This is a genomic window from Selenomonas sp. AE3005, from assembly GCF_000686945.1.
Taxonomy (GTDB): domain Bacteria; phylum Bacillota; class Negativicutes; order Selenomonadales; family Selenomonadaceae; genus Selenomonas_A.
Genome location: NZ_JMME01000008.1, coordinates 77,680 through 103,607, shown reverse-complemented (window position 1 = coordinate 103,607; position 25,928 = coordinate 77,680). Strand labels below are relative to the sequence as shown.

The window sequence follows — 25,928 nt, the reverse complement described above, 5'->3', positions numbered from 1 at the left end:
TTACGCTTTTGCCTCAGCCGCACTCTTGCCGGCCAGATAACCAAATGTATAGGCACGGCCATGACTGCAGCCGGTAACGACGATAGGATAATCCGTGGCAAAGAAACTGCCGGAGGCATTGCCGGCGGCGTAAAGTCCCGGAATGACATTGCGTTCCTTGTCCAGCACTTCCAGCTTGTCGTTGATGGTCAGGCCGCCCAGGGTAACGAGCAGGGCCGTACCGATATGACCGGCATAGAACGGTGCTTTCTCCACAGTGGTCAGATATGTCTTATCCTTGCCGAAGTCATCATCTACACCTTTACGGGCCATTTCATTATAACGTTCTACCGTAGCCTTTAAGGTTTCATAGGGCAGATGGGCTTTCTGGGCCAGTTCTTCGAGGGTATCCGCCTTGACGATTACGCCTTTTTCCACCAGCTGCTCAAACTCGTTTTTACGATGATGGTATTTGAGCTTTTTGCAGGCACTCTGCTTGAAACGCGGTGCCTCTTCCTCCCATTTGGAATCAAAGATGGTCCAATGGGTAAGCCCCACCTGCTGACGGGCCTGATTACAGATATAGGCAAAAGGCAGGTCCTCGTTGGCATAACGTTCGCCGCGCTTGTTGACGGCCAGCCACGGCTGACGGGGAATAGCGTCCATACGGCCGCCGGAATTGCCCTCCGGGTCAAGCAGCGCATTATCAAAGAGCATGGGCGCATGCGGACCTTCATCAATACCGGCCCCAACCCAGAGCCCCATCTTCTGGCCGTCGCCAGTGTTGAAGGAGTTCGGGTACATGATCTTCTGCACCTTCGTCGCTGCCGGAATATAATAGCGCAGCATTTCCTCATCGTGGCCGTAGTCACCGGAGCAGAGGATAACACCTTTCTTCGCCAGGAACTTGATATACTTGCCGTCCTTATCCTTGGCGATTACGCCCTGTACCCGCCCCTCATTATTCGGACGAATCAGCTGCACGCCCGGCGTTTCGTAGAAAATTTCGCAGCCCAGCTTTTCGGCCGAAGTCTTTAACGTATAAGCCATGGCGATAACAGCGCTGCCGCCAATCATGCCTTTCGGCGTAGCCTCGGCTGCCCCCTCAGGCGGTTCGAGCACAAAGGACAGCGTCGGAATGTTGGGAATAGTCGCGTTCGGCGACATCTGGTCGTCCTTCGTCCAGACGGATTTCACCTTGCAGCCCAGCTTTTCGGCATGTTCCACAATCCAGTCATTGACCATGCCGCTCTTTTCCGAGAACAGCTTGACGACTTTCTGGTCAGCCTTATAGCCGCCCCAGCGCATGATTTCCCGCGTAACGTCCAGCGGATTAAGCTGGTTGCCCACAGACAGCTGCAGCTTGGAGTTTACCGCACCATAGTCATAGCTGCGGAAGTTAATCGTCGGGCCTTTTTCGATAACCATAACCTTGGCCCCGGATTCAGCTGCGGATACAGCCGCACACAGACCGCTCATGCCGGCGCCGACAACCACGACATCAGTTTCCTTCGTTTCCTTGATGGCGCTGTCAGCAATGGGTTCCGGTGCCTTCATAAACGCCGGTTCTTCCCCGGCCCCCAGACCGCCTTCCTTATCCTTGCGCACATTGGCGGTACGGCCTTTGCCACACCCGGACATAACCCCGGCCGTCATCACCCCGGCCATGGCAAACACGCCGGTTTTCAGGAAATTACGACGGGACATGCCGTCATTTTCTTTGTTAGCCATTTTTATCCCCCATTCACAAATTACAAAATTTCACTTGCTATAATTGTAAACCGAAAGCTGCGCTCTCCGCTTGTATAAACCTACAAAAGGCAGCGGCTCTTTTTCGTTTATTCCCTTAAAGTCAAAGACCGGTCATCTTTCTATAATAGAAAGAGATATCAAATTTATGCAGAAAGGAGCGCTCTTATATGAAGGATATTCTCTCGCGGAGTCTGGCTTTTGTCCGGCAAAAACCGCTGCTGGCCGTGGTGGGGCTTTTCGTTCTGGGTGCCATTGGCATGCTGGTCATGCACCAGGTAGAAAAGATTCCCGAAGTAGCCTGCTCACCCTGCCATGTGATGCAGCCCTACGTTGACGGCTATCACAAGGACGATTTGCTGGCACATTCCCATGAAAAAGCCGGCGTCGCCTGCATTGACTGCCATGACAACGGTATCGAGGACAAGGTGATGGAAACCGTCTGGTATGTCACCGATGACTTCGATGACCCGCCGCTGAAACGGGCCTTTGACAACAAAATGTGTGTGAAATGCCACAAGGTTGACGAAATCATCGCCAAGACCAACTACAAAGACGGCAACCCCCATGATTCCCATTTAGGTGATTTGGTCTGCTCCGACTGCCATTACAGTCATGAGAAGTCCCAAGCCGCCTGCCAAAAATGCCATAATTTTGAATTTCTCCAAAACCTCCCCCCGGAATGGGCTGGCAAAGGAGAAAAAAAAGCAGGCAAAAGCCTGTAAACAAAAACTCCCAGCGCTGCTGCGCCGGGAGTTTTTTCATATTATTTATGCTGTTTTTTGTGTTGCAGCGGTACCGATTAACGCCTTTATCGCCCCGGTCGGGCACTTGGCCAGGCAGGTGGGTTCCGGACAGTCTTGGCATTTGCTGCTGTCAACCACGGCCACGAAGTTGTCAATCTTAATCGCACCCTGGCTGCAGTTCCGCAGGCAGAGGCCGCAGCCAATGCAGGCATTCTGGCAGAGTTTTTTAGCCGCCGGCCCTTTGTCGTGGGAGCTGCAGAGCACCTCTACGGGGTCGTTAAAGCCCTTCAGCGTCAGTATGGCCTGCGGACAAGTGCTGACACATTTGCCGCAGCCGGTGCAGATATCCTCATCCACCACCGGCAGGCCGTCCGCGCCCATGCTCATCGCCCCAAACGGGCAGGCCTTGACGCAGTTGCCAAAACCGATACAGCCGTACTTGCAGCCCTTAGGGCCGCCCTGTATGAGTTTGGCGGCCGCACAATCCGGCACGCCCTCGTATTTGGCCGCCATTATCGCTGCCGTCTGTGTGCCCCGGCATTTTAAAGCCGCATACTTTGGTTCCGTGACTTCGGCCTTTTTCCCCGTGAGTTCTGCGACCTTGGCCGCCACCGCCGCTTTCCCCGGCACACAGAGATTCGGTGCCACCGTGGGGTCCTCCACCACGGCCTCGGCGTACTTGGCACACCCGGCAAAACCACAGGCTCCGCACTGCCCCTTGGGCAGAATTTCTTCCACTTCGTTAATCAACGGATTGACCGCCATATAAAACTTTTTATCCGCCAGCGCCAGTACAATGCCGAAGAACAGGCCGACACCTACCAGCACGACGATAATCATCATTGCTTTTTCCATCATCAGCCCTCCTTACAGCATTCCGGCAAAGCCTAAAAAGGCCAGCGACAGCATGCCTGCCAGAATAAAGGCAATGCCAATCCCCTGCAGCGGTTTGGGCACGTTGGCATAAACGAGCTTTTCCCGCAGGGAGGCCATCAGGATAATGGCCAGGGCAAAGCCCAGACCGGAGCCGATGGCAAAGACAATGCTCTTTAAGAGGCTGTAATTGCTCTCCACGTTCAGCAGTGGCACCGCCAGTACGATACAGTTCGTCGCGATAAGCAGCAGGTAAATGCCCCACATATTGTAGAGGGCCGGCGCCTGTTTCTTGATGACGAGCTCCAAAAGCTGCACAAAACTGGCCGTCAGCACCACGAACACGATGGTTGTAAGGAACGTCAGCCCCAACGGTTCCAGCACGAAGAAATACACAATCCAGGCCAGAATGGAACTCATGGTCATGACCGAAGTCACCGCCATGCCCATACCCACCGAGGCGCTCAAATTCTTGGAGATACCGAAGAAGATACAGAGGCCTAAAAATTTCGTCAGCACGAAGTTATTGACTACTACCGCGCCGATAAATAATGTTAAATACTCTCCCATGATTTAGGCCTCCTTTCCTGCTTTTAATTCAGCAATTCGGGCCTTTTCCTCCTGCCTGGCGTTCCACGTCTTGCAGGCCGCCACCAGGTACCCAATCAGAATAAAGGCTCCCGGCGGCAGAATCATCATCAGCATGGGCTCATAGCCCTCACCAAACACCGGCACACCTAAAATAGTACCTGCCCCAAAGAGTTCGCGAATCACCGCAATCGTCAGCATGGCCAGCGTAAAACCGCAGCCCATGCCAAAACCGTCGAGGAATGACTTGAGCACGCCATTTTTCGAGGCAAAAACCTCGGCCCGGGCCAGAATGATGGCAAACACCACCACGAGCGCCAGGTAAATGCCCATCGCCTTGTAAAGTACGGGGAAATAAGCCTGCAGCACCAGCTGGGCCACGGTAACAATCGTCGCGATGGACGTAATATAAACCGGCACACGCACCTTGGGGTTAACCCACTTGCGCACGATGGACACCACTACGTTGTTAGTCGTGATAACAAACGTCACCGTCAGCCCCATCGTCAGGCCGTTAATCACTGTAGTCGTAACCGCCAGAGCCGGACACAGGGACAGCGCCAAAATGAAAATCGGATTTTCGGCAATCAGTCCCTTACTGAAAATCTGCCAAAGTTCCTTCATCACTTAGCACCTCCCTCAGCCTGGTAGGCCGCAACGGCCTCCACCGCCTCCCGGACACCTTTCGTCACAGCCCGGGAAGAAATCGTCGCCCCGGTCATAGCCTGAATATTGTCCTTATTGCCCGGGTCCTTCGTCACCTCAAGGAGGCTGGCCCCCTTCCCGGCAAACTGCTGCCGGAACGCCGGCTTTTGCGCATTATCCCCGAGTCCCGGGGTTTCATTATGTTCGAGAATCGAGTAGTCAATCACCTTGTCATCAGCAGAAACAGCCACGAGCATTTTGATTTTACCGCCGTAGCCCTTGCTTTCCGCCGGCACGATATAAGCCGTGGTTTTGCCGTTTTTCACCGCGGCAAACCAGCCCTCATGCCCGGCCACTTCCGTAAAACGCTCCGCCTCCGGCACGAGCGACTTCATGGACTCCTGTTTCATTTCCTCCGCTTTTTGCGCCGCCACCGGTGCCGTCACAAAATAAACCGAGCCGATAACAATGCCGGAAATAAAGCAGGCCGCCGCCAGATTAAAGGCAATCTTAAACGTGGAATGTTCATTAGCCATTGTCAGCACCCCCTGCCCCAAAAATCCGCGGTTTGCAGAACCGGTCAATCAGCGGCGTTACGGCATTCATGAGCAGCAGGGAATAGCATACACCCTCGGGATAGCCGCCCACCAGACGAATCAGCACCGTAAGTGCCCCGGCGCCCACGGCAAAGATAAGCTGCCCCTTCACCGTCATCGGAATGGTCACCATATCCGTAGCCATGAAAAACGCCCCCAGCATCAGGCCGCCGGCCATCACATGGAATAACGGGTCACCGGTGAACAGCCCGGCCGGCCCAAAAATCCAGGTCAGCACGGCCACCGTGCCAATCATGGCTGCCGGAACAAACCAGTTCACATAGCCTTTGTAAATCAGATACAAACCGCCGAGCAGCAGTAAAATAGTACTGGTCTCGCCCAGCGAGCCGTTGCGCGTACCAATCAACATATTCCAATATAATTCCGACTGACTGCCAAACGTGGCCACCAGTGCGTCATAGCCCTGCATTTTCAAAATGTTCAAGGGAGTAGCTGACGTCATGGCGTCCACGCCGCCGCTCATATCCTGCATTTTCGTCCAGGTGGTCATGGCTACCGGCCAGGACACCATCAGCGCCGCGCGGCCGATATGCGCCGGATTGAAGATATTAAATCCCAGGCCGCCCATGGACTGCTTGGCCACAATAATGGCGATGAACGAACCCACCGCCACCATATAAGGCGGCAGCAGCGGCGACATCGACATCGCCAACAGCAGCCCCGTAATGCAGGCACTGCCGTCAAAGGCCGTAACCGGCTGGTGCATGCCCTTCTGCCAGAGATATTCCCCAAGCACCGCAAACACCACGCCCACCAGCATATTTATAAGGGCCGGCACACCAAACCACCAGACAGCAAACAAAGCCGCCGGCAGGAGTGCCGCGTTGACCTGCCACATGATATGGCTGATGGTTTCATCATCACGGATATGCGGTGACACAGAAATCGTAAACACTTCCGGTGCAGCCGCTTGAGAATTTTTCATTACCTCTTCACTCATTTTGCCGCCCCCTTCTGCTCTTCATTTTCCTGTGCCTTTTTCGCTGCCGCCGCTTTGGCCCTGGCCATCTCCGCCCGGACAAAGCCCTTGGCATTCTTGATATACTGTACAATATTGCGCTTGGCCGGACACACAAAGGTGCAGCAGCCGCATTCCACGCAATTCATCAGCCCGTAATCATCACGGCAGGCCGCAAAATCCTGCCGCTCCGACAAAATCGAAAGCATTGACGGCACGAGTCCCATAGGACAGGCCTTGACACAACGGCCGCAGCGAATGCAGTTCATCTCCGGGCCATGCTCCGTCATTTTTCGCGTCAGCGCCAAAATTCCCGACGAGCCTTTCATCACCGGCACCTGCGCCGTCGTCTGCGCCATGCCCATCATCGGGCCGCCGGCAATCAGTTTATCCGCCGGCTCCTTAAAACCGCCGCAATAGTCAATAGCCACCTGATATGGCGTACCAATGCGGATACGCAGGTTCTTAGGCTCTGCAATCGCGTCCCCCGTCACCGTCGTAATACGCTCCGTCAGCGGCAGGCCGTGCTCCACAGCGTCGGCAATCGCCGCCACCGTGCCCACATTCTGTACCACCGCGCCCACGTCCATCGGCAGACCGCCCATCGGCACCTCCCGGCCGGAGATAACCTTAATCAGCATTTTTTCCGCGCCCTGCGGATACTTCGTTTTCAGCGCTGCCACTTCAATATTCGTTCCCTGCGCCGCCTGCGTCATCGCCTTGATGGCCTCAGGCTTATTGTCCTCAATGCCAATTACCGTACGCTTGACGCCCAGAATTTTTTGCAGAATCTGCGTGCCCGTGATGATTTTCGCGCCTTCCTCCAGCATCAGCCGGTAGTCAGCAGTCAGATACGGCTCACACTCCGCACCGTTTAAAATCAGTATATCCACGGGCTTGCTCGGCTTTAACTTCACATGCGCGGGAAAAGTCGCACCGCCCATGCCCACAATGCCGGCACTCTGAATGGCTGTCAGAATCTCCTCATTCTCCATAGCCTGCCAGTTGCGCGTCAGCGGCAGCCCATCAGCCCACTCGTCCAGACCGTCATTTTCAATGACCACCGCCATACAGCTGCCCATGCCCGAATGCGGCCGTGGCTCGATTTTAACGACCTTACCAGATACGGGGCTATGAATATCCGCATGCATAAAAGCCGGACTCGTGCCAATAAGCTGGCCGCGCTTTACCATATCCCCCACCTTTACCGTGGGATTGCACGGCGCTCCGATATGCTGCCCCATCGGCACCACCAGTTCCTGGGGCACCGGCATGGTTTCAATCGGCTTGTCCATGGCCAGTTTCTTCCCGTCCTGAGGGTGTATGCCCCCCAGAAAACTCTTGAACATAAAACCACCTCGTAGCTATCCTAAAATATAAATATAGCAAGACTAACCGTCGATTATCTCGACAATAACAGGCTTGGCCTCCTGTTTATGTGCGGCCCGTTTATCAAACATTTTCACCAGCACCAGTGCCAGTAAAAAGAACACCAATGCCCCCAGCACATACGGCAGACTGCCACTCGCGTCCAACACCGGCGCCAAAAAATGACCGATAACCGCCCCGACGCCGCCCATAAGCAGCGGCAGAATAAAGACCACAAACGCCCCCGTGAGGACATTTGCCTCCCGGAACTCAAAAAGCACACGCTGCCCCGGCTGCGCCCCGACGTCATTCACCGCCTCAACTACAACCTGCTGCGCACCGCCACAAGCCCCGCAGGAACCGCACTCCTCATGCCGCCCTACACGCACCTTGGCCAGCCCGCCCTCCACGGACAAAACTATACCTTGTTCCTGTTTCATACACATCACCTCCACAGGCACACAATATTATTATTCGCTCTTATTTGGTAAAATCCTGTTTTATTTGTATAATGTTTCCTCTCATAAAAGAAAACGGCGGCCTCCGCCGCCTCATAAACACTCCTCTATAAATCATAAGCATACATAACCTTTACATCCCCTGAAGTTACACTGTCAATTATATCTATAGACTCTTCTTCCTTGGTTGTTACAATCACATCTACATCATTTATAATAGATGCCATAACATTTATATCTCCCTGATATGTATTGATAATTGGTGCCTCATCACCTTGCTGTTCCAGCATCATTTGCACCAAAGACAAACATTGCTCAGCGGCCTTTGAATCATCTACCCATAGCAATAATATGACTTTATCCCTTATTGTAAAATTTTTTATAAATCTAGGAATAAAATCCTGCCAAACACCTTCATCACTATGAAAATCCGGTAAAAAGTGATAAATTTTATAATTTGAGTGTAACTTAACAATTTCATTATACAATGAACATTGTTCGTTATTCTGCTTTATTATTCCGTACTGCTGCAGAAACTTATCAATATCTGAAAACAACGGTAATGCTGCCTTAATTCTATCTTGTGGCCAATTCCACCACTTTATTTGTTGTAACTGTTCTATAACATCCTGACTAAAACGATATTTTATAACTCTGGCCGGATTGCCTCCAACGATTGCATATGGCGGTACATCTTTAGATACCAATGCACCAGCAGCCACCACAGCACCATTTCCAATTCGCACTCCCCCCATAACAGTAACGTCTGCCCCAATCCATACATCATTGCCAATTATCACTTGCTTGCGGTTATACCTTCCCTCTATATGTGCTATTTGTTTAGATGAATCCCACCATTTATCCAAATATCTGGAATCAAAGGGGTATGTAGATACGCGTCTATAATCGTGATTTATGCCAATATAAAAATGTAAATCATGTGCCAGAGAAGAATATTTTCCTACTAACAAATGGGCCTCTTTATCATCACAAAGAGCCATTTCTGCACCAGCAATATAGGATCCTGCACCTAATGTAACGCTAGTAAAATCAAACTTCGCATCTAATTGCAGCTTACGCGTTTTAGGCTGAAAATCTCCAAAATCTATATTTTTTATCATACATAAACTCCCCTAATTTAAATCCTTAGCCGGCATACGATAAACACGCACTTCATCACCTTCACAGGCATACAATATTATTATTCGCTCTTATTTGGTAAAATCCTGCTATTGTTCCATAATGTTTGTACAAAAAAGGCGACCGCAGTCGCCTGATATAAGACTCATCTCAATATTTCCTGATAAAGCTCCTCTAAATCTTTCATATACCCCGCACTATCCATAAGAGGTGATTCTTCCATCATGCCGCGCAGTCTTTTCCGCAATTCCTGCAATAGTTGCACGTCACAACTTAACCCAACTGCCAAATTCACATAGCCTTCTTTTGTATCAGCAGCCAATTCTTCAAGCCCAATATTGGCAAGAAAGCTATACCCAAAATTCGCACCATGACGATTCCCCTTTAACGTCACTACCGGGATTCCCATATACAAAGCCTCACAAGTAGTCAGCCCACCTGGATAAGGTGATGTATCCAGCGCAATATCTATATCATTATACTGCTGCAAATAATCCTCAGAATAATCCCTAAACTCTATTCTGGATAAATCCATTCCTAAATCTGACATACGCTTTTTCGTATAGTTTAGGCCTTCCTCTGTTCCCAGCAGCATATGTTTTAGCACCAATCTGGAGTGGGGTACATGAGCCAATATTTCACGCCACAATGCTAACATACCATCATTCACCTTGGCAAAATTATTGAATGAGCCGAAGGTAATATATCCATTTTTCATACATGGAGGAGGTTTCACGTCTGGAAAAACTTTATATGGCTGATAACAAAAATGCGTATGTGGCAAGCGTAACAGCTTTTCCGTAAAGTACGGCGACGTTGTCGCAGATGCACAATATACATCCGATAAGAAACCATCACATTCGTCTATTCCTGTACTGTTAAAATAACCGATACCAGAAATCTGTTTTCTCGCTGGCCTATATGCCAAGACCGGCAAGGCATTTCCTGCCGTATGACCACCTAAGTCTACCAAAATATCAATCTCATCAGCCCGTATCTGTGCTGCAATATCTTCAAAACTAAAATCAGCTATCTCACGCCACTTAACGGAACTTTTATGCAAGTCGTTCGTTACAGCATCGCAAGACTTATTTAGCTGATATACAAATACCTCAAATTGCTCAGTATCATAATTGAATAATAATGGACGTACAAATTGCCCTACTGCATGATTACGCCAGTCGGCAGATATATAGCCAACACGAATTTTATCATGCTGCCAGTCAGGTGCGAGATATGCCTTCACACCTGCAAATTCTAACAGAGTTCGATACATGCCATACATAGCCTGCAATTCAGTAGCAGAAATATCTTCTATGGCATTGGCTGTAAATAAGGCATTGCTTACCTCAGGTAATTTTCGTTCAACCCTTGGCTCTGTTTCTGCTGACTTCAAAAAAGCCTCCATGGATAACCGGCTTTCCCCCAGCATACGCAAAGATGACCCCAAAAGACTATAGGCATCAGCTATACGTGATTTATCAGCATCATTGCCATATAGCTTAAGCAATTCCCCCAGCATTTCAACTTCCGATACATAACACTTCTTTTGCCTCAATATATATGCCTTAAGCAGCATAGATAATAAAGCATACGCACCTGTTTTTTTCTCCCAGAAAGTTATGCACTGCCAAGCCTCATCCAACTTATTATCTTTGTATAACTTCAAGGCAATTTCATATACCTGCAAAAAATCTTCCATCATCACACCATCAGTCACATCCTTTCCATTACATCAAGCCTTAGACCACTCTACAGTTTTTTCTACAGCTTTTGCAACATTACACACAAGTTACCATCTAAAAATATGCTTTATTGACTCGCAGTCAAGACGCAGAGTTCTGAAGTTGTGCAAATTATGGCAATCCAGTCCTTGCGGTTGTTCCGGTTGCGAACACAGACAATTTTAGCATCCAGTCCATTTTTTCCATTTTTGTCCTGTCCTACCTTTACGTTTACAGACAGGAGATAGTGGGAACGGCCGCGCCGCTTCTTGTAGGCGGCAAAAATCTTCTTGATATCCAGAGATTCGCCATTGTAGAAATAGCGTATCTTGATGCTGCGCTTTACCATGGCAATGGTGTCCAGACCTAAGGATTTGATATCCAGAATCTGCTGAGGATTGGAAAACCAGCTGTCAAAGAGGACATACTTCGCCTTGTGACCAGCTGCCAGAGCGGTTTTCAAGAGTTCTACCATAACCGTAGTCCCCTCTTGACGAGCCAAAAATCTGCGTTTTCCAGCAATAGTCCGCTTGTCTATCTTGTTGCAGGGGCCAAGAACTTTTTCTGCATCGCTGGATGCCAGCAGAGAATGGTTGATGGGCAAAAAGGTACAGCCATCCGTCCAGCCAAGTGTCAACAGGCGGAAGCCCTTTTTGCATCGCATGGAAACATGGTCGAAGACCCAGGAGGCCAATTCAGTACGTTTTACGCCTGCGCGCTCATACAGCGAATCGTCAATAACAAAGCAGTCATCGCGATTCTCAGATGTAAGAGGGCGAATATGCGCATTGATGATCCGCGCGGACAGCATTGCAAGCATGGCGGTTGCCCAACTTCAGGGAAATCCGCAAATGGCTGATAGCATAAATGGCTATGAGGTAACCGCAAAAGATTTTCCGTAAAATAAGGTGACGTATCAGCCTCAGAGCATTTCATCGAATCGTATCTGTTCAGCAATCTGTGGCCAGCGATCAGCAGAAACATCCCACCATAGTGCACCACCTTGCTGCAGTGCCTCCGTCACTTTATCAGGATGGCGCGTCACGGAGTAAACATACACTGCAAATTTTTCCTTATCATACTGACAAAGCATCGGCCTGACAAACTGTGCTACTGCATGGTCACGTAAATCTGCTGAAATATAACCCACACGAATTTTTTTATGCTTCCATACAGTGGGCGAATAAGGCCTCACAGACAAATTTCCCAAAAGCTCACGGTATAATACATAAAGCGATTGCATATAATCAGCTGTAACGCCAGCAATCGCATTTGCCGAAAATATCGCATTGCTGCATTCCACTAGTTTCTGCTCCAGAGCAGGCTCAACTTCCACAGCCTTCTTAAAAGCCTCTACCGACAGCTTACCTTCACCTAGACAACGCAGCGCATCCCCCATCATACTCCAAGCATCAGCTAAAAGTTTTACTTCACCCGAATCCCTAAAATGCTCAAACAATTCCTCAAGCACTTTGACTTCTGACACATACTTTTGTTGGTCGCGCAAAATATAGGCCATCAAAAGCATCCCCACAAAGACTTCGTACCATTCAACTGCCAAAATTGTTCAATTACCCTTCCAGCCTCAGTATATCTTTTCTGCTTCAAAAGTAAAAACGCCTTTTGATATGTTTTTACAATACGCTGTCTTTCCATCTATATTTCCATCCAGTTTAATTCAATAGATTCTCAAATATTTATCATCCATTTCGTATAAAGCTTGCTAATCTCTGATATAATCTATCATAGTTTTTCTCTATATATTTATACGTTGCTTCCGTAATGTACGAGTGGCACTGCTCAAGCCGTCCTGCCAAAATAGATTTTCGTACCAGGGTTGCATTTATTGGCTGATGCGTATCATCCTCAATTCGTGGTATTTCAACAAGCTCTATTCCATATTCAGGTAAAATTTCTTTCATTGCCATATTATATTGACGAGTTATTTTATCCAAAGGCTCCTCTCCAACAAAACGCTTACTTATGCCTAAATATGGAGCAATATATTTTCCGAATAACCTAACATCAGCAGCTGGAACAATAGTTGAATTTTGTAAGTCTTCCTTATTGAAATATGCACTAAATGTAATACGTGATATCATATATTGGCCAGAAGGAAGTACCACCACATTAGAAAAACAATTGCAATTAAGCTTTACCATCTCAAACCGATCTTGGAAACTAAATGCGGAGCTATCCTCTTCAACAACAAATATATACAAAAAATCAACTTGCTTTAACGCTTCCCTAATCAAAAACAGATGTCCACGGGTAAAAGGATTGCAATTCATTACTATCGCACCAATTTTATTAGACATCACTTTGTTTACCTTTAATGAAGCCAAATATTTCTTTAAGGCATCATCACATGATATATTTGTTCTCAAACCTTCAGCCAATGTTTTTACAATAACCGAATCTATTGATTTCTGCATATCATCATATAAAAAATAAAACAAATAATCTGCTAACAGTTTATTTCCCAACGGTGTTAAGTGTGGAGCTAAATCAAAAAAAACTTTTCCGCGACAGTACTTATCTGAATCAAATATGTCTTTGAATGAACTATTCTGAATAGCTGAAAACACTGGTATATCTTTATACAAATCTTGCCCAAACAACACCACAATATCACCAGTCATTATCAACGTATCCATTATACGATTAAGCGCTGAGATACTACTCTCACCAGGATTACCATTATTTACTACATTATATTGTATATTAGCGTCATTAATATAACTTTGTAAAAAACTTGCAATCGTATCTTCATCCTTAGCTGTAAAGCTTCCCACCACAGTGCATGGTCCGAACAAATGAATCGTTTTTTTATTTGCTGCGCTATTTCCTACAGTGACACGTCTCCCCCCCACGGTATGAAAGCCATCACTAGCAATACTGTCAGTATATACTGTATAAACGACCCGCTCACCTCCAACAACAATTGCTGGTTGTGTTGGTACAGGTACAATCTCTATTCTGCCATCAAGTGATACAGGTGTTTTTTCGATGTCAATATAATAAAACGCTACTCGATTTTTTCTCAAATAACTTTTTATTTCTTCAGCCAGCATATTAGCATATACTTTTCTAACATCAAAGGAGGGTATTACCTTTGGATTCCAGACATCGCTACCATAAATCAATAAGTCAAAGCATCCATTCAAAAAATCATTAATTAACGTATTTTCAAAAAAACATACAGATATTCCACACTCTGTTAATCTATCGCCCAAACTTTTTAAATCGCTTGCAGTTGACGACAATAATACATTATTATAATTAGAAAAAAAAGATAATATAATCTCATCACTTATCAAATTCCAGTAGAGCGGCTGTATTTCTTTTTCATATTTCAGACATCTACCAGCAAAGTGATTACCACGTATACATAGTCCCCATACCTTTTCATTAACTACAACAGGAATTTCTGAACCAACCTGTCTAAATAATTCAAACCACTTAGCTTTTATCTTATCTTCACTGACTAAAAATGGAATATAATTGTTTTGTATAGCTATATTCGTACATGGAAATACATTTCGCACATCATCCGCAGTAATAATCCCACAAAAAACTTCTGTGTCAGATATAACATTAATAACTTGATGACCTTGATCTAACAAATATATTATTCGTGCCAAATCATTAACATACGTTTTTCCCAAGAATGCTATATTAGAATGTTCAATATACAATTCATTATATATAATCTTACTTGCTTGAGAATTAATACTATTAAATAATGATTTTATATTTATTTTATTGCTGGATTCCGGATAAACATCAACACTATATATTAAGAGATTATCATATCCATATAATGCGTCATTTATATTATCTGCCGAGAGTAGCTCTAGCGATAAACATGTACTATAATATCGATGAAAGCTTCTCACATTAACATCGTCTAACGAAGAAATATATATTTTTTGGTAATTCAGTAAAAAAGTTAATGGAACGTGCCAATTTGTCCAAACTTCCCAAGGCATACAAGTATTATTATCTACCTTATTATCTTTTGAACCAAGACATACCAAACTACGAATAACCCCTTCACAAGTAACCAAAGGGAACTCCGTCAATCCTTCATTAGCACTACAATAGGCTATTAGTTGTGAGCTAATTTTGTCATTATAGGGTAATTCTTCATATTCTTGCATTTCTGTGCCAGGCACATTTACCACAGCATTTCCCTTTGGCTCCCATAATTTATGAAAAGACTTTCTAGATATCGCATACCCAGAATAGGTTCCATTTTCATTAACGAGATAGACATTGTTACAGCCTCGTTCAAATGCAGAAATACACGCTATAATATCGCATTCATTTTGTGACATGATAGCTATTGGTCTATTTTTTATCTTTATTTCCAAGGGTGTAGATTTATTATACATATGTTGCATAGTCATCACCTTAGATACTGTTTCAAACTTTGTACTTCTGTAGCTTTTCTCATATGTAAATAATTATTTTCACTATATCCTATATACACGTCAAATCCGAACCTATTATCCAGTACGCTTTTATCTACTTTAGACACCCATAATATCTCATCTGCATTTTTTTGTACTTGCTTAGTATGCAACAACACACCTTCATTCCCATCCTGAACTAATAAAAGCACGCACTCTCTTTTATTCCACATACCAGCACTATATTGATAACTTCCATAAAATGTAAAGAATTCTTCATCATAAATAATCATTTGGGTAAGTTCGCAAGGTAACATACTCTCAGCATGCAATACTACATCGTAAGGACTTTCACCATTGATAATATATTGTATAGCCTCTTTTTTTTGTAGTTCACGTAATTTCTCTGACCAAAATAAAGTTGCATCTTCAATATTGTTCAGATTAAAACATTCATCAGTATCATTAAAATATCCTGTTCCATCAGAATTAATCCTTACGCGATAAGTAAAAGATTTTGTATCTTTTCTTCTGCTATTTACATCAATTTTTTCTAACCCATTTGGTTCTATCCGCACCCTATAAGCAGGATTTTCCGTTTCTGTATTACCTACATATGCATATTCAGTTTTGTCTTTTATATGTTGTTCAAAAATTTCTTTATCTCGGCCCAGATCAAGGACAACTTCTTTGTAGCCTAACGCGTTTATTTTTTTGTATAACTCTACTAGCTCTTCGCGAGATAACATTTCTCTCTCCAGTACGTTTTCAATCGGCGAAGATATATACGGTGTACGTAATTCATGCATAACAGGTGATAAATCCTTGTGCACACGTTTAATAAGGGAAATTATTTCATCCTTATTACTTTGCAATATCATTGTAATAATTCGTATTTTATTATTTTTCCTTAGCGCCTTAGCAATCATGCCTAATCTCGAGAGATTATCAAAAAAAGCACTTTGTTTTGTTCCACTGAGAATAGCATATTTTTCCCTATCATATGTTTCTAAAGAAATATTAAAATACTTTACAGGTGCATTACATAGCTCAAGCAGCTCTGTATCAGACATTTTTTTTACTAAATTAGTGGTAAAAAAAACTTTATCCCGAAACTTATAGGGTATCATATACAAAAGCTTCATAAAATCTGGATGCAACGTGGGTTCAAACAAACAAGAAAACAAAAATAGTTCTTGATTACAAAAAGGAATAATACTACGAGCTTTCATGAATACTTCTTGATTCATAATGTGGGGATGGATTTTATTCCAATCATTAAAACAAAATTTACAACGAGCATTACAATGATTTGTTATATCATGCGATACCATTCCATACTTTTGTGATGAAAAATAAATATCCATTCCGTTTCTCCCTTTCCACACCTACATTATTATATAATCTTGCTTTCCCCAATATTCACATCGCCAGCATATACAATACGTACATCTGTTTCCGATAGCAAATCTATCGCTTCTGAGTCCTCTACTTGACAGCCTGAAATATAACAATCTATATTTTGTAATATACACTTGATGTCTTTATTTTCTATATCACAACAAACAACTGCCGGTGCATCATCGCCATATCTGTTCACTAACTCTAATAATTCTGCCTGTCTTGAATCATTATTATGCGTGCCAACAAACCCTAACAATAAAAGTTGTTTTTTATCACCATACTCCAGGAATGATTTAACAACTTTTTGCCAAGAAGGCTTGGTCTGAGAAAAATCAAGCCGGAAATAAGAAATTTTATAGCCATCACAACGCAGTTCTGCTAATTGAGATCCCGTTTGATTTTCAATCCTTGCTTCCATTTCAGGACTGTAATACTTATCACAGGACTTAACAACGTCCTTCATTTCGGCTTGAATATTACGTATCTTTTCATCCGGCTAATTCCACCAGCGAATACATTGTAACTTATGTATAATATCTGCAGAAAAACGATACTTTATCACCTTGGCTGGATTTCCCACCACAATTGCATATGGCGGAATATCTTTAGCAACCACTGCATGTGAACCAATCACCGTACCATTCCCTATACGAACTCCGCCTAATATCGTATCATCACTGCCTATCCATACATCATTGCCGATAACTATTTGATTATGATTGATGCTGCTAGGAATAACATCTGCCAAATATTTTTGCTGATAAGATTCGTCTAATTCCGCAAACGGATAGGTGGATACTCTCTCTATAATCATGATTCAATCCTATTAAAAATACCAGTCTATGTGCTAACGAAGAATATTTCCCCACCAACACATGCACTTGAAGACTACCTGCCTCAAAAGTGGATGATACAAGATACGATGCTCTTCCCAATGTTAAAGCAATATTTCCCGTTGAAAGATACGCATATTTTTCAACGGGATAAAAGTCTGTAACTCAAACTTCGCAGTTGTAAAACTGTCCAATAATTATTAAATCAAATTTTCCAAAATAAAATAGCATAAGCCATCTCCATTTTGTATAATGAAAGTGACTAAACTATCACAACATAAACGGAGGGCTTATGCCATGAATATTGTAGCACAAAATCATCAGTCTCGTGAACTACTTTCCTCGAAAATTTCTCATTTTCTTGAAGAATTCCATGCGGGGCGGATTCTCAAAGCCTGCAATGCGTACAAAGTACGCGGCTTTTCGGTCAAAGATGTATTCCAAGTAGCCTTTGAAAATGCTTTCAGCAATAAATCGTTCTTCCAGAAGCAGAGGGAGTATTCAAACTGCCTCCCTTTTGCTAAGGACACCTTTTATCGCTTTATGAATTCCAGCAGCATCAATTGGCGCAAATTTACACTTCAGCTCGCTTCCTCTGTTATTGGGAAAATCGAACCGCTTACCCATGAGAAACTCCGCAATGTACTTATCATCGATGATTCTCTTTTTAGCCAGGCACGCTCGAAAAAAGTAGAACTGCTGGCTAAAGTTTTTGACCATGTAGAGCATAAGTACACCAAAGGGTTCCGCATGCTGACTCTTGGCTGGAGCGATGGAAATTCCTTCCTGCCATTGAGTCAGTGCCTGCTATCCTCTACCGAGCGTGAAAACCGGCTACAGGAAGCATCCGCATCTATTGATGCCAGAAACAATGGCGGCAAGCTGCGCAAGCTGGCGCAGACCAAGGCTACCAGCGTGATGCTGACCTTGCTGAAAGATGCAAAAGCCGCTGAGATTCCGGCAAAGTATGTTCTTTTTGACACATGGTTCTGTTCGCCATCTTCATTGCTGCAAGTCAAGGATATTGGCTACGATGTCATTGGCATGGTCAAGAATAGTGAAAAATTCATTTTCGCTACAGCGGACGGATGCAATGCGCGCCTGCAATTTTCCGAGCAGCAAAGAAGCGCCGCGGCCGTTCCCCATATCTTCTTTCCGTGGAGGCGGAAGTCGTAAAAGGAAAACAATCCATTCCGGTAAAACTGGTCTTTGTAAGAAACAGGAACAAACGACAGGATTATCTGATTTTGGTTTCTACAGATGTCAATCTGTCTGAAGAAGAAATCATCCAAACCTATGGCAAACGCTGGAATATAGAAGTCTTCTTCAAAATGTGCAAATCGTATCTGAAGCTTGGCAAAAAGAGCAGAACCATGTCCTATGATGCAATGACCGCTCATGTTTCCATTGTCTTGGCCAGATATATGCTGTTATCTCTGGAACAACGCAGAAAAGTCGATAAACGGAGTATTGGCGAGTTGTTCTATATTTCGTGCGATGAATTGCAGGATTTACAGTACATGGATGCATTGATTATGGTTTTGAAAAAGCTTGTATCCATGATAACAGAAAAATGGCTTTTCCTTGAAAAGGAACTAATTGCCATGCTGGATTCCTTCTTGGAAAATCTGCCCGATTTATGGCAAAGCTGCCTGAAACGGTGTGCATGAAGTTGCTGTTTTAGCACTTCAGCCCCTATGTTACGCCTAATATAGGGCTTGTTTCAGATGTGCGAAGTTTGAGTCATTTATACATTCTGATTACAATTTGCAAGTGAAATTTTTCTTACTTGCAGCTGAAAACCAGGTAAACTTATTGACACAAGCATTTTATACTCCTCTTAATTAATATAACCATGTCAATGTGAATAGCCCTCTTAAAATAATTCATCCGCATAAATCCGTTAATTTTACGTCCTTATTTCATCAACAAACCAGTGTATATTTATTATTGTTCGAATACATTTTTTCTCACAGTTAATTCAAATCCCGGCAAAGTTATACATGTAACCATATTACAATTATTAGTTTTATTAAAGTACAATATACAATCTAAAAACCATCACAACAAGCAATATTCCTATAAAAAATATTATAATTCTATTATTTTGCAAAATTTCATTTCTCCGACCTCCATAACTATCGCTCCCCATGTCAGCCCCACACCAAATCCAGCAAAACAAATATTATAATTATTTTTTTCCAACATATCCCCTAAATTGTACGCCATATTGGTAGGAATTGTTACACCACTAGCGTTACCAAAATAAGTAACAATATTACTAGGCATTTTCTCATAAGGCACATCAAGTGCCTCTGCTAACTTATCAACCATGAACTTATTAGGCTGATGGAACATCCACCAGTCGATTTCTTCCTTTGAAATCTTGATACGTTCCAGCATTCCTTCAATAAGCTTCGGCACCTCAGTTTGGACGAAGTAGAATACTTCCCGACCTCCCATGACAAGGTTATCCAGACTACGACTGTTGCCTTCCTCATCCTCGTGCATGATGGCAGTCTCTGGGGACGATGGCCTGCGAAAGCCTCCTGCGGGGATAATCAGCATATCCGAACGACTCCCGTCCATGCGGATTTCTCCCTGCACCAGATTTTCCTCCTCACAGCCTTCCACAATAGTAATGGAAGCTGCATCTCCCACCAAGGGATAACTATTCCTGTCTGCCTTGGAAACTTTACGGCTAAGAACATCAGCATTTATCAGCACCACCTTGTTCACAGTTGTCTGCTCAAGAAGCGAAAAGGCCTGCATCAACCCCACCAAGAAACCTGCGCAACCTTGGTTGATATCAACGCAGAAAACATCCTCGGCAAGCCCCAATCTACCATGTATGATATTGCTGGTGGCTGGCATAAAGTAGTCCGGTGACTGGGTGACCAGCACCAAGGCATCAATCTCATCTTTTTTCAAAAGACCTTCTTTAAAAAGATATTCCATGCCAGTTACTGCCAAATCCGAAACACAAACAACATCATCAAACATACGATGTTGCTCATATCCCATGACCATTTTCAAACGCTTGTTGCGAGCTTTATCTGCCTTGAATTTCTCCATTTCCTCATCAAAGGTGCGGATATTCTTGGGGACGATGGTCAAAAGTCCCGTGATTTTCTTGTTGCGGTATTCAAATATCATTCTCTACCCCATACCCCTTCATCAGCTTGCGGATTTCCTCCAGATTACAAAAATGCTCCGGTACTATATCCGTGCCCTTGATTTTCATGTGGTACTCCTTGTCCAAGGCTGCTACCAAAGTTATTAGATCAAAGGAATCAAGATAACCATCCTCAAAAAAATCACTACTGCCTGCAAAGTCATACTCTGGGCGTATCTCTGACAAAATATCACTAATCTTCTTCATATTCCCCTCCGCTTTACGATTTTCTTCTCATTTTTTGAACCGCTCGCCAAATATCAGACGAACGGAAATAATGAAACAAATAGAAGTTTCCTCTCTGTCGAATCATGAAAACTATCTGATTGTTCTCATAAATCTTCAATTGTCTCTTTTTTAATCCAGCTTGCTGCAATTTCATCGGCGATATAATAGTTCGTATACCATTCATCCCCCGTTCCTTCACCTGAGTGATAGATTCCTTGATTTCCTGTATATTCACTACTCATCTGTCAATGGAATTTCTTTTATCTCCCTCAGGTTGCACACAAGTTCCAGACTACCGTCCCATGCTTGTATTTTGAGAGAGTCCCGTTCCCCCTTCCGAAACATTTGCCTTTTTTGTAAATTATATCCTTCAATTCCATAAACCTTATCTCCTAACCTCACCCTAGGTAAAGGCAATATATTCATAGGACTGTAATCCATAGACCTTAAGAAGCGATATGCCTGTTCCATGTCCCATGTTGTATCAAGGTAGCCACCATTTGGCAGTTCCTTTGCCAAGTATAGCCTGCCTTTTTTCTCTGCCGACCGTGCCAGATAATCCCCCCCAAGGAACTCACCAACGTTCTCTCGCATAAGCTTTATTCCAGCTTTGGCACATTTCATCAAAAGAGACAGCGCCGTTTCAACATTCTCAATAGGCACCCTTTCCTGCACAATGATGCCACCAGTGTCAATGGATGCTTCCACTTCATGCCAGGTAGCACCACCATAAGCAGCTCCCTCATAAATCTCCCAAGTAGGGGCATTACGCCCTCTATAATTAGGCAGATAGGCATTGTGAAAGTTGATGAGTCTTACATTATGCTGCTTCACAACTTCTTTTGGGAAAATGTACTCGTTATGTGCGCTGATGATAAGTGTTTCCAATTCCTGCTGCATAAGCAAATTTTTCACTTCTATAGACGACAAGTTTCTGCATAGTATCCCAAGTTTCCTGCAAAGCGGCTCCATGGTGGGAATAGGCTCGCTTTCCACAGTCAAGTACTCGATTGGAACATCCGTGGCATTTTTTAGGATTTTCAAGCACTCTCTGCCCACCGTGCCTGTTCCCATAAAAAAAATCTGCTTTGGTTTCATGATTTCCTCACATACTCATCCTGCAGCCTTTTCCTGTCTATCTTCCCATTAGGATTTCTGGGCATTTTCTCTACCTTATGACAGATATTAGGCAGCATATACTTGGGTAGCACTTTACCGATGCCTTCACGGATATCCCTGAAGGAGATTTCCTCCCTGCCCTCATAGATGAGGACTATTTTCTTCTCCCCATGGTCATAAAGCACGCAGGCATTGTCTATCTCCGTCATGCTCACCGCCACGGCTTCGATTTCTCCCAGCTCGATACGATAGCCCAGATGCTTCACCTGAAAATCTCTTCGACCTAGGAAGATAATTTCTCCATCATCCCTGCGGCGTACCATGTCGCCAGTGCGGTAGATAATCTCTATGTAGGCTTTATTCAAGGGATTCTGCACGAAAGCCCGTTCAGTCTTTTCCTTGTCACGATAGTAGCCCATGGCTAGGGATGTGCCGCTAACGCAAAGCTCGCCGGTTTCTCCTATCTGGCATTCTTTGTCATCCTCATCCAGAATATAGACCTCGGTATTGGGGAATACTTCGCCAATGGGTAGCTCGCCCTTCTCGATATCTTCCTTAGTCACCTTGTGATAGAGGCAATCCACGGTGATCTCGATAGGGCCATACATATTGATGAACTCCGCTTGTGGTAAGTGCTCCATCCAGTAGGCCAGATGCTTGATAGGAAAAACCTCCCCAGCAAAAAGCACCTTTTTCATATCCTTCAGAGGATGACCAGACAAAATATCCAAATTGGCCATATTCACCATCACCGTTGGTACCCAAAAGATAAAGTCTATCTGCTTTTCCTCCAAAAACTCCGCCAGTCTCTCCGGGAAGATGGCGAGATTCTCGGGAATGCAGACAAACACAGCCTGTTTCCAAAGGGTCAGGTAAAACTCCAAGGTGAAGATATCGAAGTAAACCGGTGAAAGACTGCCAATGCGCTCCCCATGGCCGATATCCAGCACCCTGCATCCCTGATCGAGGAAATCAATGATGCTCCTGTGGTTCATGACTACCCCTTTTGGGGTGCCTGTGGAACCGGAAGTGTTGATGATGCAGAGTGGGTCAGTGTCCACGATACCTGCCAGTCTCTCCTTGATAACCTCAAGGTCATAGGCCTCACCTTGAATATTCTCAAGGCAGATGACCGGCACGCCCCCGGCCTGCTCCAGTTTGGCAGTAAAGTTCCTGGTTGTCAGAATACATAAGGGCTGCAACTGCTCGATAATCCGCTTGGTGCGCTCTTCCGGCTGGCGGATGTCCAGATTGCTATAGGCATTGCCACTATAGAGAACAGCCATATCCGCAGCCATCTGATCCGCGCATTTCGGCAGGAATATCGCCATGGGACGGCCGGTGTCCGAAAAGTTCTTTATCAGATGCTCTCCTAGCACTCCGGCTCTGTCGAAAATCTCACCAAAGGAAGTTTCCTTTTCTTCCTCAACCACCGCAATCTTATTACGTATGGCTTCATCCGAAACATAATTTAGCCAGTATTCCACCACATTTATCTGCATAGCAACGCCCCCGTTAAGCCGGGCAAAACATCGCTTTCAGCTTCACCCGGTCAATTTTTCCATTTTGATTCAGCGGCATGCTGCCCAGCTGATGGCAGAGCCTTGGCGCCATATAATCAGGCAGGAGGTCAAGGAGGCTTTTCCTCAGTTCCTTTTCCTCAAAATCTCCCGTATAGCAAAGAATCAACCTGTCCTTTGTGCCATCAAAGAGACAACAGCAACTATCAATCCCATCAAGGGACGAGGCTGCCGTCTCAATCTCCCCCAGCTCAATGCGGTGGCCCATATGCTTCACCTGGAAATCCTTCCTGCCGTCATACATGAGCTCTCCCCACTCATTGTAGTGAACCAGGTCGCCTGTGCGGTAGATGATTTCAGGATAATCAGGATTTAAGGGATTTTGCACAAAGGCCTCGGCTGTCTTCCCTGGGTTGTTGTAATAGCCATACGCAAGGGATGTACCCCTGACGCAAAGCTCCCCCTGCTCCTGTCCCGTCACCAGTCTGTCATTTTCATCCAGCACCAGCACCGTAGAATTCCGACAAGAAACGCCGATGGGCAACGGCTCAGAATCTGCAAACTCCCTATCCACCATATAGTAGGTGCAATCCACGGTAATCTCCGTAGGACCATAGAGATTGGCAAAAAGTGCCTCCGGCAAAGCCTTGCGCCAAACATTCAGCTGTTTATTTTGCATGACTTCACCGGCAAATAGCACCTTCCTCAGACAGGAAACATCGCAGGCCTCCAGCACCTCAAAATTAGCAATGGTGCAAAGTACCGAAGGCACCCAAAATACCATGTTGATGCCATGATCCCGCACATATTCAAGCAATCGCAAAGGAAAAGCAAACAACTTCCGAGGAATGATGTGCAATGTCGCACCTGTGCACACCATCTGATAGATGTCCAACACGGAATTATCGAAGTAAAAGGGAGCCTGATTCCCTATGACATCATGCTCATCTACTCGAAAAGTCTCAGTCACCCACTCCGTATAATCCATGACTGACCGTTGTCCAATGGTGACTCCCTTGGGAATACCCGTAGAGCCGGAGGTAAAGAGCACATACAGCACATCCATCGCACTGATTCTGCCAGCTACTTCCGCTAACTTGCCCTCATTGGCATCAGCTTGCAAAAGGTTTGAGAGGAGGAGTATTTCTCGTCCCCCCCCCCGCGAATATTTGTGCATCAGCAAAGTGCTTCTCATCAGTCAAAATAACTGCCGGCTCCAGCACCTCAACAATCTTTCGCAATCTCTCGGTCGGCATTTTGCTGTCCAGCACTGTGTAAAAATTCCCGGAATAAGCAGCTCCCAAAAAGGAAACAACTGACTCAGCACTTTGCTCCAGATACACAGCCACAGGCTGATGGAAGATTCCCAAGCCAGCAAGTTCTGAAGCTACCCGACGAACACTATCACGCAGCTGGACAAAGGTGAGCATTTTCTCCCCGTCAACTATGGCAGTTTTGTCAGGGAATCTTTCTGCGGTTGTGTCAAGATAGTCTGTAATAATCCTGGGCATCAGCTTCACCTCTCCTTCTAGCAATGCGTAATCCTCCCCGCGGATGCATCATAGGTATATTCATGCTTCAAATCTTCCTTGCGATAAGGCTCCGCAAGGAAATACGTTGGGTCATTTTCTATAGCCCTGACTATTTCTCGATAGGCATCCTCTTCACTTATGCAACTGACAAAGGAATTGCCCAAAGGCACTTTTTTCAAAAAACCATGTTCTGTCAGGTAGTCCTCGAATCGTGTATCTTCCCTAAGCTTCACACCTTTGCAGGCGGTGTGGATATACTGAGTCCGCTCAGTAGTATTGCCATTTTCATCTATGACCGTCCCCGTAAAGGGCTGGTCATAACGGTAAGGAACATCCAATATCTTCTCCACATAATGCAGATAAGTGAAGCAGTCATGAAGTCTTGCCCCCAGGAAGAGGAACTTTACCTCCTTCATGTGATGCAAGGCATCCAGGCTACTGCCAATACCTAGTGAATGCTCACTTGGATTGAAAAACTTTGTTTTTATATCATCAGGTACAGACAAAGAAAGCAGCGGGTCTTCTGTGCGATAGCGTCCTTCTTCCTTGCGCAGAAATTCATTCAAGGCTCCCATAGATGTCCTACTTTTCTGCACATCATATTCTTCGTTATTACAAAAGCTATAAGTAAAAGTAGGGACAATCAGATAATGCACACTTAAACGTTGTATAGCACGAGACAAAGCCGCTAAATACTCTTTCCTCCTAAACTGCTCAGATACCCGCCCAAGCATTATATCAGAATGCAGGAACAAAATTTCACAATCCCCTGCTCCCACATCTATCAAAGCTTGATAAACGCTGTCCTCCGTGTATGCATTTTCTTTATCATCCCAAAACAAAACATCCATAATTAA

General features: G+C 44.9%; 27 protein-coding genes. 3 read left to right on the top strand and 24 right to left on the bottom strand.

Features of this window, described 5'->3' with window-relative positions:
• Window positions 1-1,710, bottom strand: a complete 1,710-nt coding sequence (locus DL94_RS0107395; protein ID WP_037371522.1) for an FAD-dependent oxidoreductase — start codon at window positions 1,708-1,710, stop codon at window positions 1-3.
• 188 nt (window positions 1,711-1,898) lie between these two features.
• Here DL94_RS0107395 and DL94_RS15305 point away from each other — a divergent pair, with 188 nt between their 5' ends.
• Window positions 1,899-2,453 carry a cytochrome c3 family protein gene (locus DL94_RS15305; RefSeq protein WP_051586375.1) on the top strand — a complete coding sequence of 185 codons (555 nt, stop codon included), beginning with the start codon at window positions 1,899-1,901 and terminating at the stop codon, window positions 2,451-2,453.
• Window positions 2,454-2,498: 45 nt separating this feature from the next.
• Here DL94_RS15305 and rnfB read toward each other — a convergent pair whose 3' ends face one another.
• The 15 genes from rnfB to DL94_RS15850 all read right to left on the bottom strand — a co-directional run bounded on the left by rnfB (window position 2,499) and on the right by DL94_RS15850 (window position 17,478).
• Window positions 2,499-3,332: an RnfABCDGE type electron transport complex subunit B gene (gene rnfB, locus DL94_RS0107385; RefSeq protein WP_231464601.1), complete on the bottom strand. Its 834-nt coding sequence runs from the start codon at window positions 3,330-3,332 to the stop codon at window positions 2,499-2,501.
• Between the two features lie 9 nt (window positions 3,333-3,341).
• Window positions 3,342-3,917, bottom strand: coding sequence for an electron transport complex protein RnfA (locus DL94_RS0107380; RefSeq protein ID WP_028129606.1), 576 nt, complete (start codon window positions 3,915-3,917; stop codon window positions 3,342-3,344).
• 3 nt (window positions 3,918-3,920) lie between these two features.
• Window positions 3,921-4,559 (bottom strand): electron transport complex subunit RsxE, encoded by a 639-nt coding sequence (gene rsxE, locus DL94_RS0107375; protein WP_028129605.1) that lies wholly within the window; start codon window positions 4,557-4,559, stop codon window positions 3,921-3,923.
• On the bottom strand, window positions 4,559-5,116 hold the full coding sequence (locus DL94_RS0107370) for an RnfABCDGE type electron transport complex subunit G (protein ID WP_028129604.1): 558 nt from the start codon (window positions 5,114-5,116) through the stop codon (window positions 4,559-4,561). Before DL94_RS0107370 ends, rsxE begins: the two co-directional genes overlap by 1 nt.
• Window positions 5,109-6,137, bottom strand: coding sequence for an RnfABCDGE type electron transport complex subunit D (locus DL94_RS0107365; RefSeq protein WP_156031736.1), 1,029 nt, complete (start codon window positions 6,135-6,137; stop codon window positions 5,109-5,111). Before DL94_RS0107365 ends, DL94_RS0107370 begins: the two co-directional genes overlap by 8 nt.
• Complete coding sequence (gene rsxC, locus DL94_RS0107360) at window positions 6,134-7,504, bottom strand: electron transport complex subunit RsxC (RefSeq protein WP_028129602.1); 1,371 nt, start codon at window positions 7,502-7,504, stop codon at window positions 6,134-6,136. Before rsxC ends, DL94_RS0107365 begins: the two co-directional genes overlap by 4 nt.
• Window positions 7,505-7,546: 42 nt before the next feature.
• Window positions 7,547-7,963 carry a SoxR reducing system RseC family protein gene (locus DL94_RS0107355; RefSeq protein ID WP_028129601.1) on the bottom strand — a complete coding sequence of 139 codons (417 nt, stop codon included), beginning with the start codon at window positions 7,961-7,963 and terminating at the stop codon, window positions 7,547-7,549.
• Window positions 7,964-8,088: 125 nt separating this feature from the next.
• Window positions 8,089-9,102, bottom strand: coding sequence for a CatB-related O-acetyltransferase (locus tag DL94_RS14515; RefSeq protein ID WP_051586374.1), 1,014 nt, complete (start codon window positions 9,100-9,102; stop codon window positions 8,089-8,091).
• A 164-nt stretch (window positions 9,103-9,266) separates the two neighbouring features.
• The gene (locus DL94_RS14510; protein WP_051586373.1) at window positions 9,267-10,826 is read right to left on the bottom strand and encodes an O-linked N-acetylglucosamine transferase, SPINDLY family protein; all 1,560 of its coding nucleotides are present in this window, start codon (window positions 10,824-10,826) and stop codon (window positions 9,267-9,269) included.
• Between the two features lie 107 nt (window positions 10,827-10,933).
• Entirely contained in the window at window positions 10,934-11,665 is a 732-nt protein-coding gene (locus tag DL94_RS14505; protein ID WP_051586372.1) for an IS4 family transposase, read from the bottom strand.
• A 102-nt stretch (window positions 11,666-11,767) separates the two neighbouring features.
• Window positions 11,768-12,406 (bottom strand): tetratricopeptide repeat protein, encoded by a 639-nt coding sequence (locus DL94_RS0107335; protein ID WP_156031732.1) that lies wholly within the window; start codon window positions 12,404-12,406, stop codon window positions 11,768-11,770.
• Between the two features lie 139 nt (window positions 12,407-12,545).
• Window positions 12,546-15,251 carry an adenylyltransferase/cytidyltransferase family protein gene (locus tag DL94_RS15300; RefSeq protein WP_197020727.1) on the bottom strand — a complete coding sequence of 902 codons (2,706 nt, stop codon included), beginning with the start codon at window positions 15,249-15,251 and terminating at the stop codon, window positions 12,546-12,548.
• Between the two features lie 5 nt (window positions 15,252-15,256).
• A complete protein-coding gene (locus DL94_RS0107320) occupies window positions 15,257-16,627 on the bottom strand; it encodes a radical SAM protein (RefSeq protein ID WP_028129599.1) in 1,371 nt (456 codons plus the stop codon).
• Between the two features lie 29 nt (window positions 16,628-16,656).
• Window positions 16,657-17,082 carry a hypothetical protein gene (locus DL94_RS15855; protein ID WP_156031728.1) on the bottom strand — a complete coding sequence of 142 codons (426 nt, stop codon included), beginning with the start codon at window positions 17,080-17,082 and terminating at the stop codon, window positions 16,657-16,659.
• Between the two features lie 78 nt (window positions 17,083-17,160).
• On the bottom strand, window positions 17,161-17,478 hold the full coding sequence (locus DL94_RS15850) for a CatB-related O-acetyltransferase (protein ID WP_051586369.1): 318 nt from the start codon (window positions 17,476-17,478) through the stop codon (window positions 17,161-17,163).
• 316 nt (window positions 17,479-17,794) lie between these two features.
• Here DL94_RS15850 and DL94_RS16460 point away from each other — a divergent pair, with 316 nt between their 5' ends.
• Together DL94_RS16460 and DL94_RS16455 are read left to right on the top strand one after the other, a co-directional pair.
• Entirely contained in the window at window positions 17,795-18,673 is an 879-nt protein-coding gene (locus tag DL94_RS16460; RefSeq protein ID WP_231464598.1) for an IS4 family transposase, read from the top strand.
• A 71-nt stretch (window positions 18,674-18,744) separates the two neighbouring features.
• Window positions 18,745-19,167 carry a hypothetical protein gene (locus DL94_RS16455; protein ID WP_369793717.1) on the top strand — a complete coding sequence of 141 codons (423 nt, stop codon included), beginning with the start codon at window positions 18,745-18,747 and terminating at the stop codon, window positions 19,165-19,167.
• Window positions 19,168-19,588: 421 nt separating this feature from the next.
• On the opposite strand, the gene DL94_RS0107305 is transcribed toward DL94_RS16455, so the two are convergent.
• The 8 genes from DL94_RS0107305 to DL94_RS15280 all read right to left on the bottom strand — a co-directional run bounded on the left by DL94_RS0107305 (window position 19,589) and on the right by DL94_RS15280 (window position 25,922).
• Window positions 19,589-20,653: a 3-oxoacyl-ACP synthase III family protein gene (locus DL94_RS0107305; RefSeq protein ID WP_028129598.1), complete on the bottom strand. Its 1,065-nt coding sequence runs from the start codon at window positions 20,651-20,653 to the stop codon at window positions 19,589-19,591.
• On the bottom strand, window positions 20,643-20,879 hold the full coding sequence (locus tag DL94_RS0107300; RefSeq protein WP_028129597.1) for an acyl carrier protein: 237 nt from the start codon (window positions 20,877-20,879) through the stop codon (window positions 20,643-20,645). Before DL94_RS0107300 ends, DL94_RS0107305 begins: the two co-directional genes overlap by 11 nt.
• A 125-nt stretch (window positions 20,880-21,004) precedes the next feature.
• Window positions 21,005-21,142 (bottom strand): hypothetical protein, encoded by a 138-nt coding sequence (locus DL94_RS16045; protein ID WP_156031726.1) that lies wholly within the window; start codon window positions 21,140-21,142, stop codon window positions 21,005-21,007.
• Window positions 21,135-21,998, bottom strand: coding sequence for a formyltransferase family protein (locus DL94_RS15285; protein WP_051586368.1), 864 nt, complete (start codon window positions 21,996-21,998; stop codon window positions 21,135-21,137). The genes DL94_RS16045 and DL94_RS15285 overlap by 8 nt, the downstream gene beginning before the upstream one ends.
• The gene (locus DL94_RS0107285) at window positions 21,995-23,521 is read right to left on the bottom strand and encodes an amino acid adenylation domain-containing protein (protein ID WP_028129595.1); all 1,527 of its coding nucleotides are present in this window, start codon (window positions 23,519-23,521) and stop codon (window positions 21,995-21,997) included. The genes DL94_RS15285 and DL94_RS0107285 overlap by 4 nt, the downstream gene beginning before the upstream one ends.
• Window positions 23,522-23,534: 13 nt before the next feature.
• Window positions 23,535-24,605 carry an amino acid adenylation domain-containing protein gene (locus tag DL94_RS14480; protein WP_197020726.1) on the bottom strand — a complete coding sequence of 357 codons (1,071 nt, stop codon included), beginning with the start codon at window positions 24,603-24,605 and terminating at the stop codon, window positions 23,535-23,537.
• A 46-nt stretch (window positions 24,606-24,651) separates the two neighbouring features.
• Window positions 24,652-25,074, bottom strand: coding sequence for an AMP-binding protein (locus tag DL94_RS16530; protein ID WP_197020725.1), 423 nt, complete (start codon window positions 25,072-25,074; stop codon window positions 24,652-24,654).
• The gene (locus tag DL94_RS15280) at window positions 25,068-25,922 is read right to left on the bottom strand and encodes an AAC(3) family N-acetyltransferase (protein ID WP_051586367.1); all 855 of its coding nucleotides are present in this window, start codon (window positions 25,920-25,922) and stop codon (window positions 25,068-25,070) included. The genes DL94_RS16530 and DL94_RS15280 overlap by 7 nt, the downstream gene beginning before the upstream one ends.
• Window positions 25,923-25,928: the final 6 nt, after the last annotated feature.

Excerpts from the sequence above, each read along its gene's own strand:
- DL94_RS0107395 (WP_037371522.1), bottom strand. The coding sequence starts at position 1,710 with ATGGCTAACAAAGAAAATGACGGCATGTCCCGTCGTAATTTCCTGAAA.
- DL94_RS15305 (WP_051586375.1), top strand. The coding sequence starts at position 1,899 with ATGAAGGATATTCTCTCGCGGAGTCTGGCTTTTGTCCGGCAAAAACCG.
- rnfB (WP_231464601.1), bottom strand. The coding sequence starts at position 3,332 with ATGATGGAAAAAGCAATGATGATTATCGTCGTGCTGGTAGGTGTCGGC.
- DL94_RS0107380 (WP_028129606.1), bottom strand. The coding sequence starts at position 3,917 with ATGGGAGAGTATTTAACATTATTTATCGGCGCGGTAGTAGTCAATAAC.
- rsxE (WP_028129605.1), bottom strand. The coding sequence starts at position 4,559 with ATGAAGGAACTTTGGCAGATTTTCAGTAAGGGACTGATTGCCGAAAAT.
- DL94_RS0107370 (WP_028129604.1), bottom strand. The coding sequence starts at position 5,116 with ATGGCTAATGAACATTCCACGTTTAAGATTGCCTTTAATCTGGCGGCG.
- DL94_RS0107365 (WP_156031736.1), bottom strand. The coding sequence starts at position 6,137 with ATGAGTGAAGAGGTAATGAAAAATTCTCAAGCGGCTGCACCGGAAGTG.
- rsxC (WP_028129602.1), bottom strand. The coding sequence starts at position 7,504 with ATGTTCAAGAGTTTTCTGGGGGGCATACACCCTCAGGACGGGAAGAAA.
- DL94_RS0107355 (WP_028129601.1), bottom strand. The coding sequence starts at position 7,963 with ATGAAACAGGAACAAGGTATAGTTTTGTCCGTGGAGGGCGGGCTGGCC.
- DL94_RS14515 (WP_051586374.1), bottom strand. The coding sequence starts at position 9,102 with ATGATAAAAAATATAGATTTTGGAGATTTTCAGCCTAAAACGCGTAAG.
- DL94_RS14510 (WP_051586373.1), bottom strand. The coding sequence starts at position 10,826 with ATGATGGAAGATTTTTTGCAGGTATATGAAATTGCCTTGAAGTTATAC.
- DL94_RS14505 (WP_051586372.1), bottom strand. The coding sequence starts at position 11,665 with ATGCTTGCAATGCTGTCCGCGCGGATCATCAATGCGCATATTCGCCCT.
- DL94_RS15300 (WP_197020727.1), bottom strand. The coding sequence starts at position 15,251 with ATGCAACATATGTATAATAAATCTACACCCTTGGAAATAAAGATAAAA.
- DL94_RS0107320 (WP_028129599.1), bottom strand. The coding sequence starts at position 16,627 with ATGGATATTTATTTTTCATCACAAAAGTATGGAATGGTATCGCATGAT.
- DL94_RS15855 (WP_156031728.1), bottom strand. The coding sequence starts at position 17,082 with ATGGAAGCAAGGATTGAAAATCAAACGGGATCTCAATTAGCAGAACTG.
- DL94_RS15850 (WP_051586369.1), bottom strand. The coding sequence starts at position 17,478 with ATGATTATAGAGAGAGTATCCACCTATCCGTTTGCGGAATTAGACGAA.
- DL94_RS16460 (WP_231464598.1), top strand. The coding sequence starts at position 17,795 with ATGAATATTGTAGCACAAAATCATCAGTCTCGTGAACTACTTTCCTCG.
- DL94_RS0107305 (WP_028129598.1), bottom strand. The coding sequence starts at position 20,653 with ATGATATTTGAATACCGCAACAAGAAAATCACGGGACTTTTGACCATC.
- DL94_RS0107300 (WP_028129597.1), bottom strand. The coding sequence starts at position 20,879 with ATGAAGAAGATTAGTGATATTTTGTCAGAGATACGCCCAGAGTATGAC.
- DL94_RS16045 (WP_156031726.1), bottom strand. The coding sequence starts at position 21,142 with ATGAGTAGTGAATATACAGGAAATCAAGGAATCTATCACTCAGGTGAA.
- DL94_RS15285 (WP_051586368.1), bottom strand. The coding sequence starts at position 21,998 with ATGAAACCAAAGCAGATTTTTTTTATGGGAACAGGCACGGTGGGCAGA.
- DL94_RS0107285 (WP_028129595.1), bottom strand. The coding sequence starts at position 23,521 with ATGCAGATAAATGTGGTGGAATACTGGCTAAATTATGTTTCGGATGAA.
- DL94_RS14480 (WP_197020726.1), bottom strand. The coding sequence starts at position 24,605 with ATGGATGTGCTGTATGTGCTCTTTACCTCCGGCTCTACGGGTATTCCC.
- DL94_RS15280 (WP_051586367.1), bottom strand. The coding sequence starts at position 25,922 with ATGGATGTTTTGTTTTGGGATGATAAAGAAAATGCATACACGGAGGAC.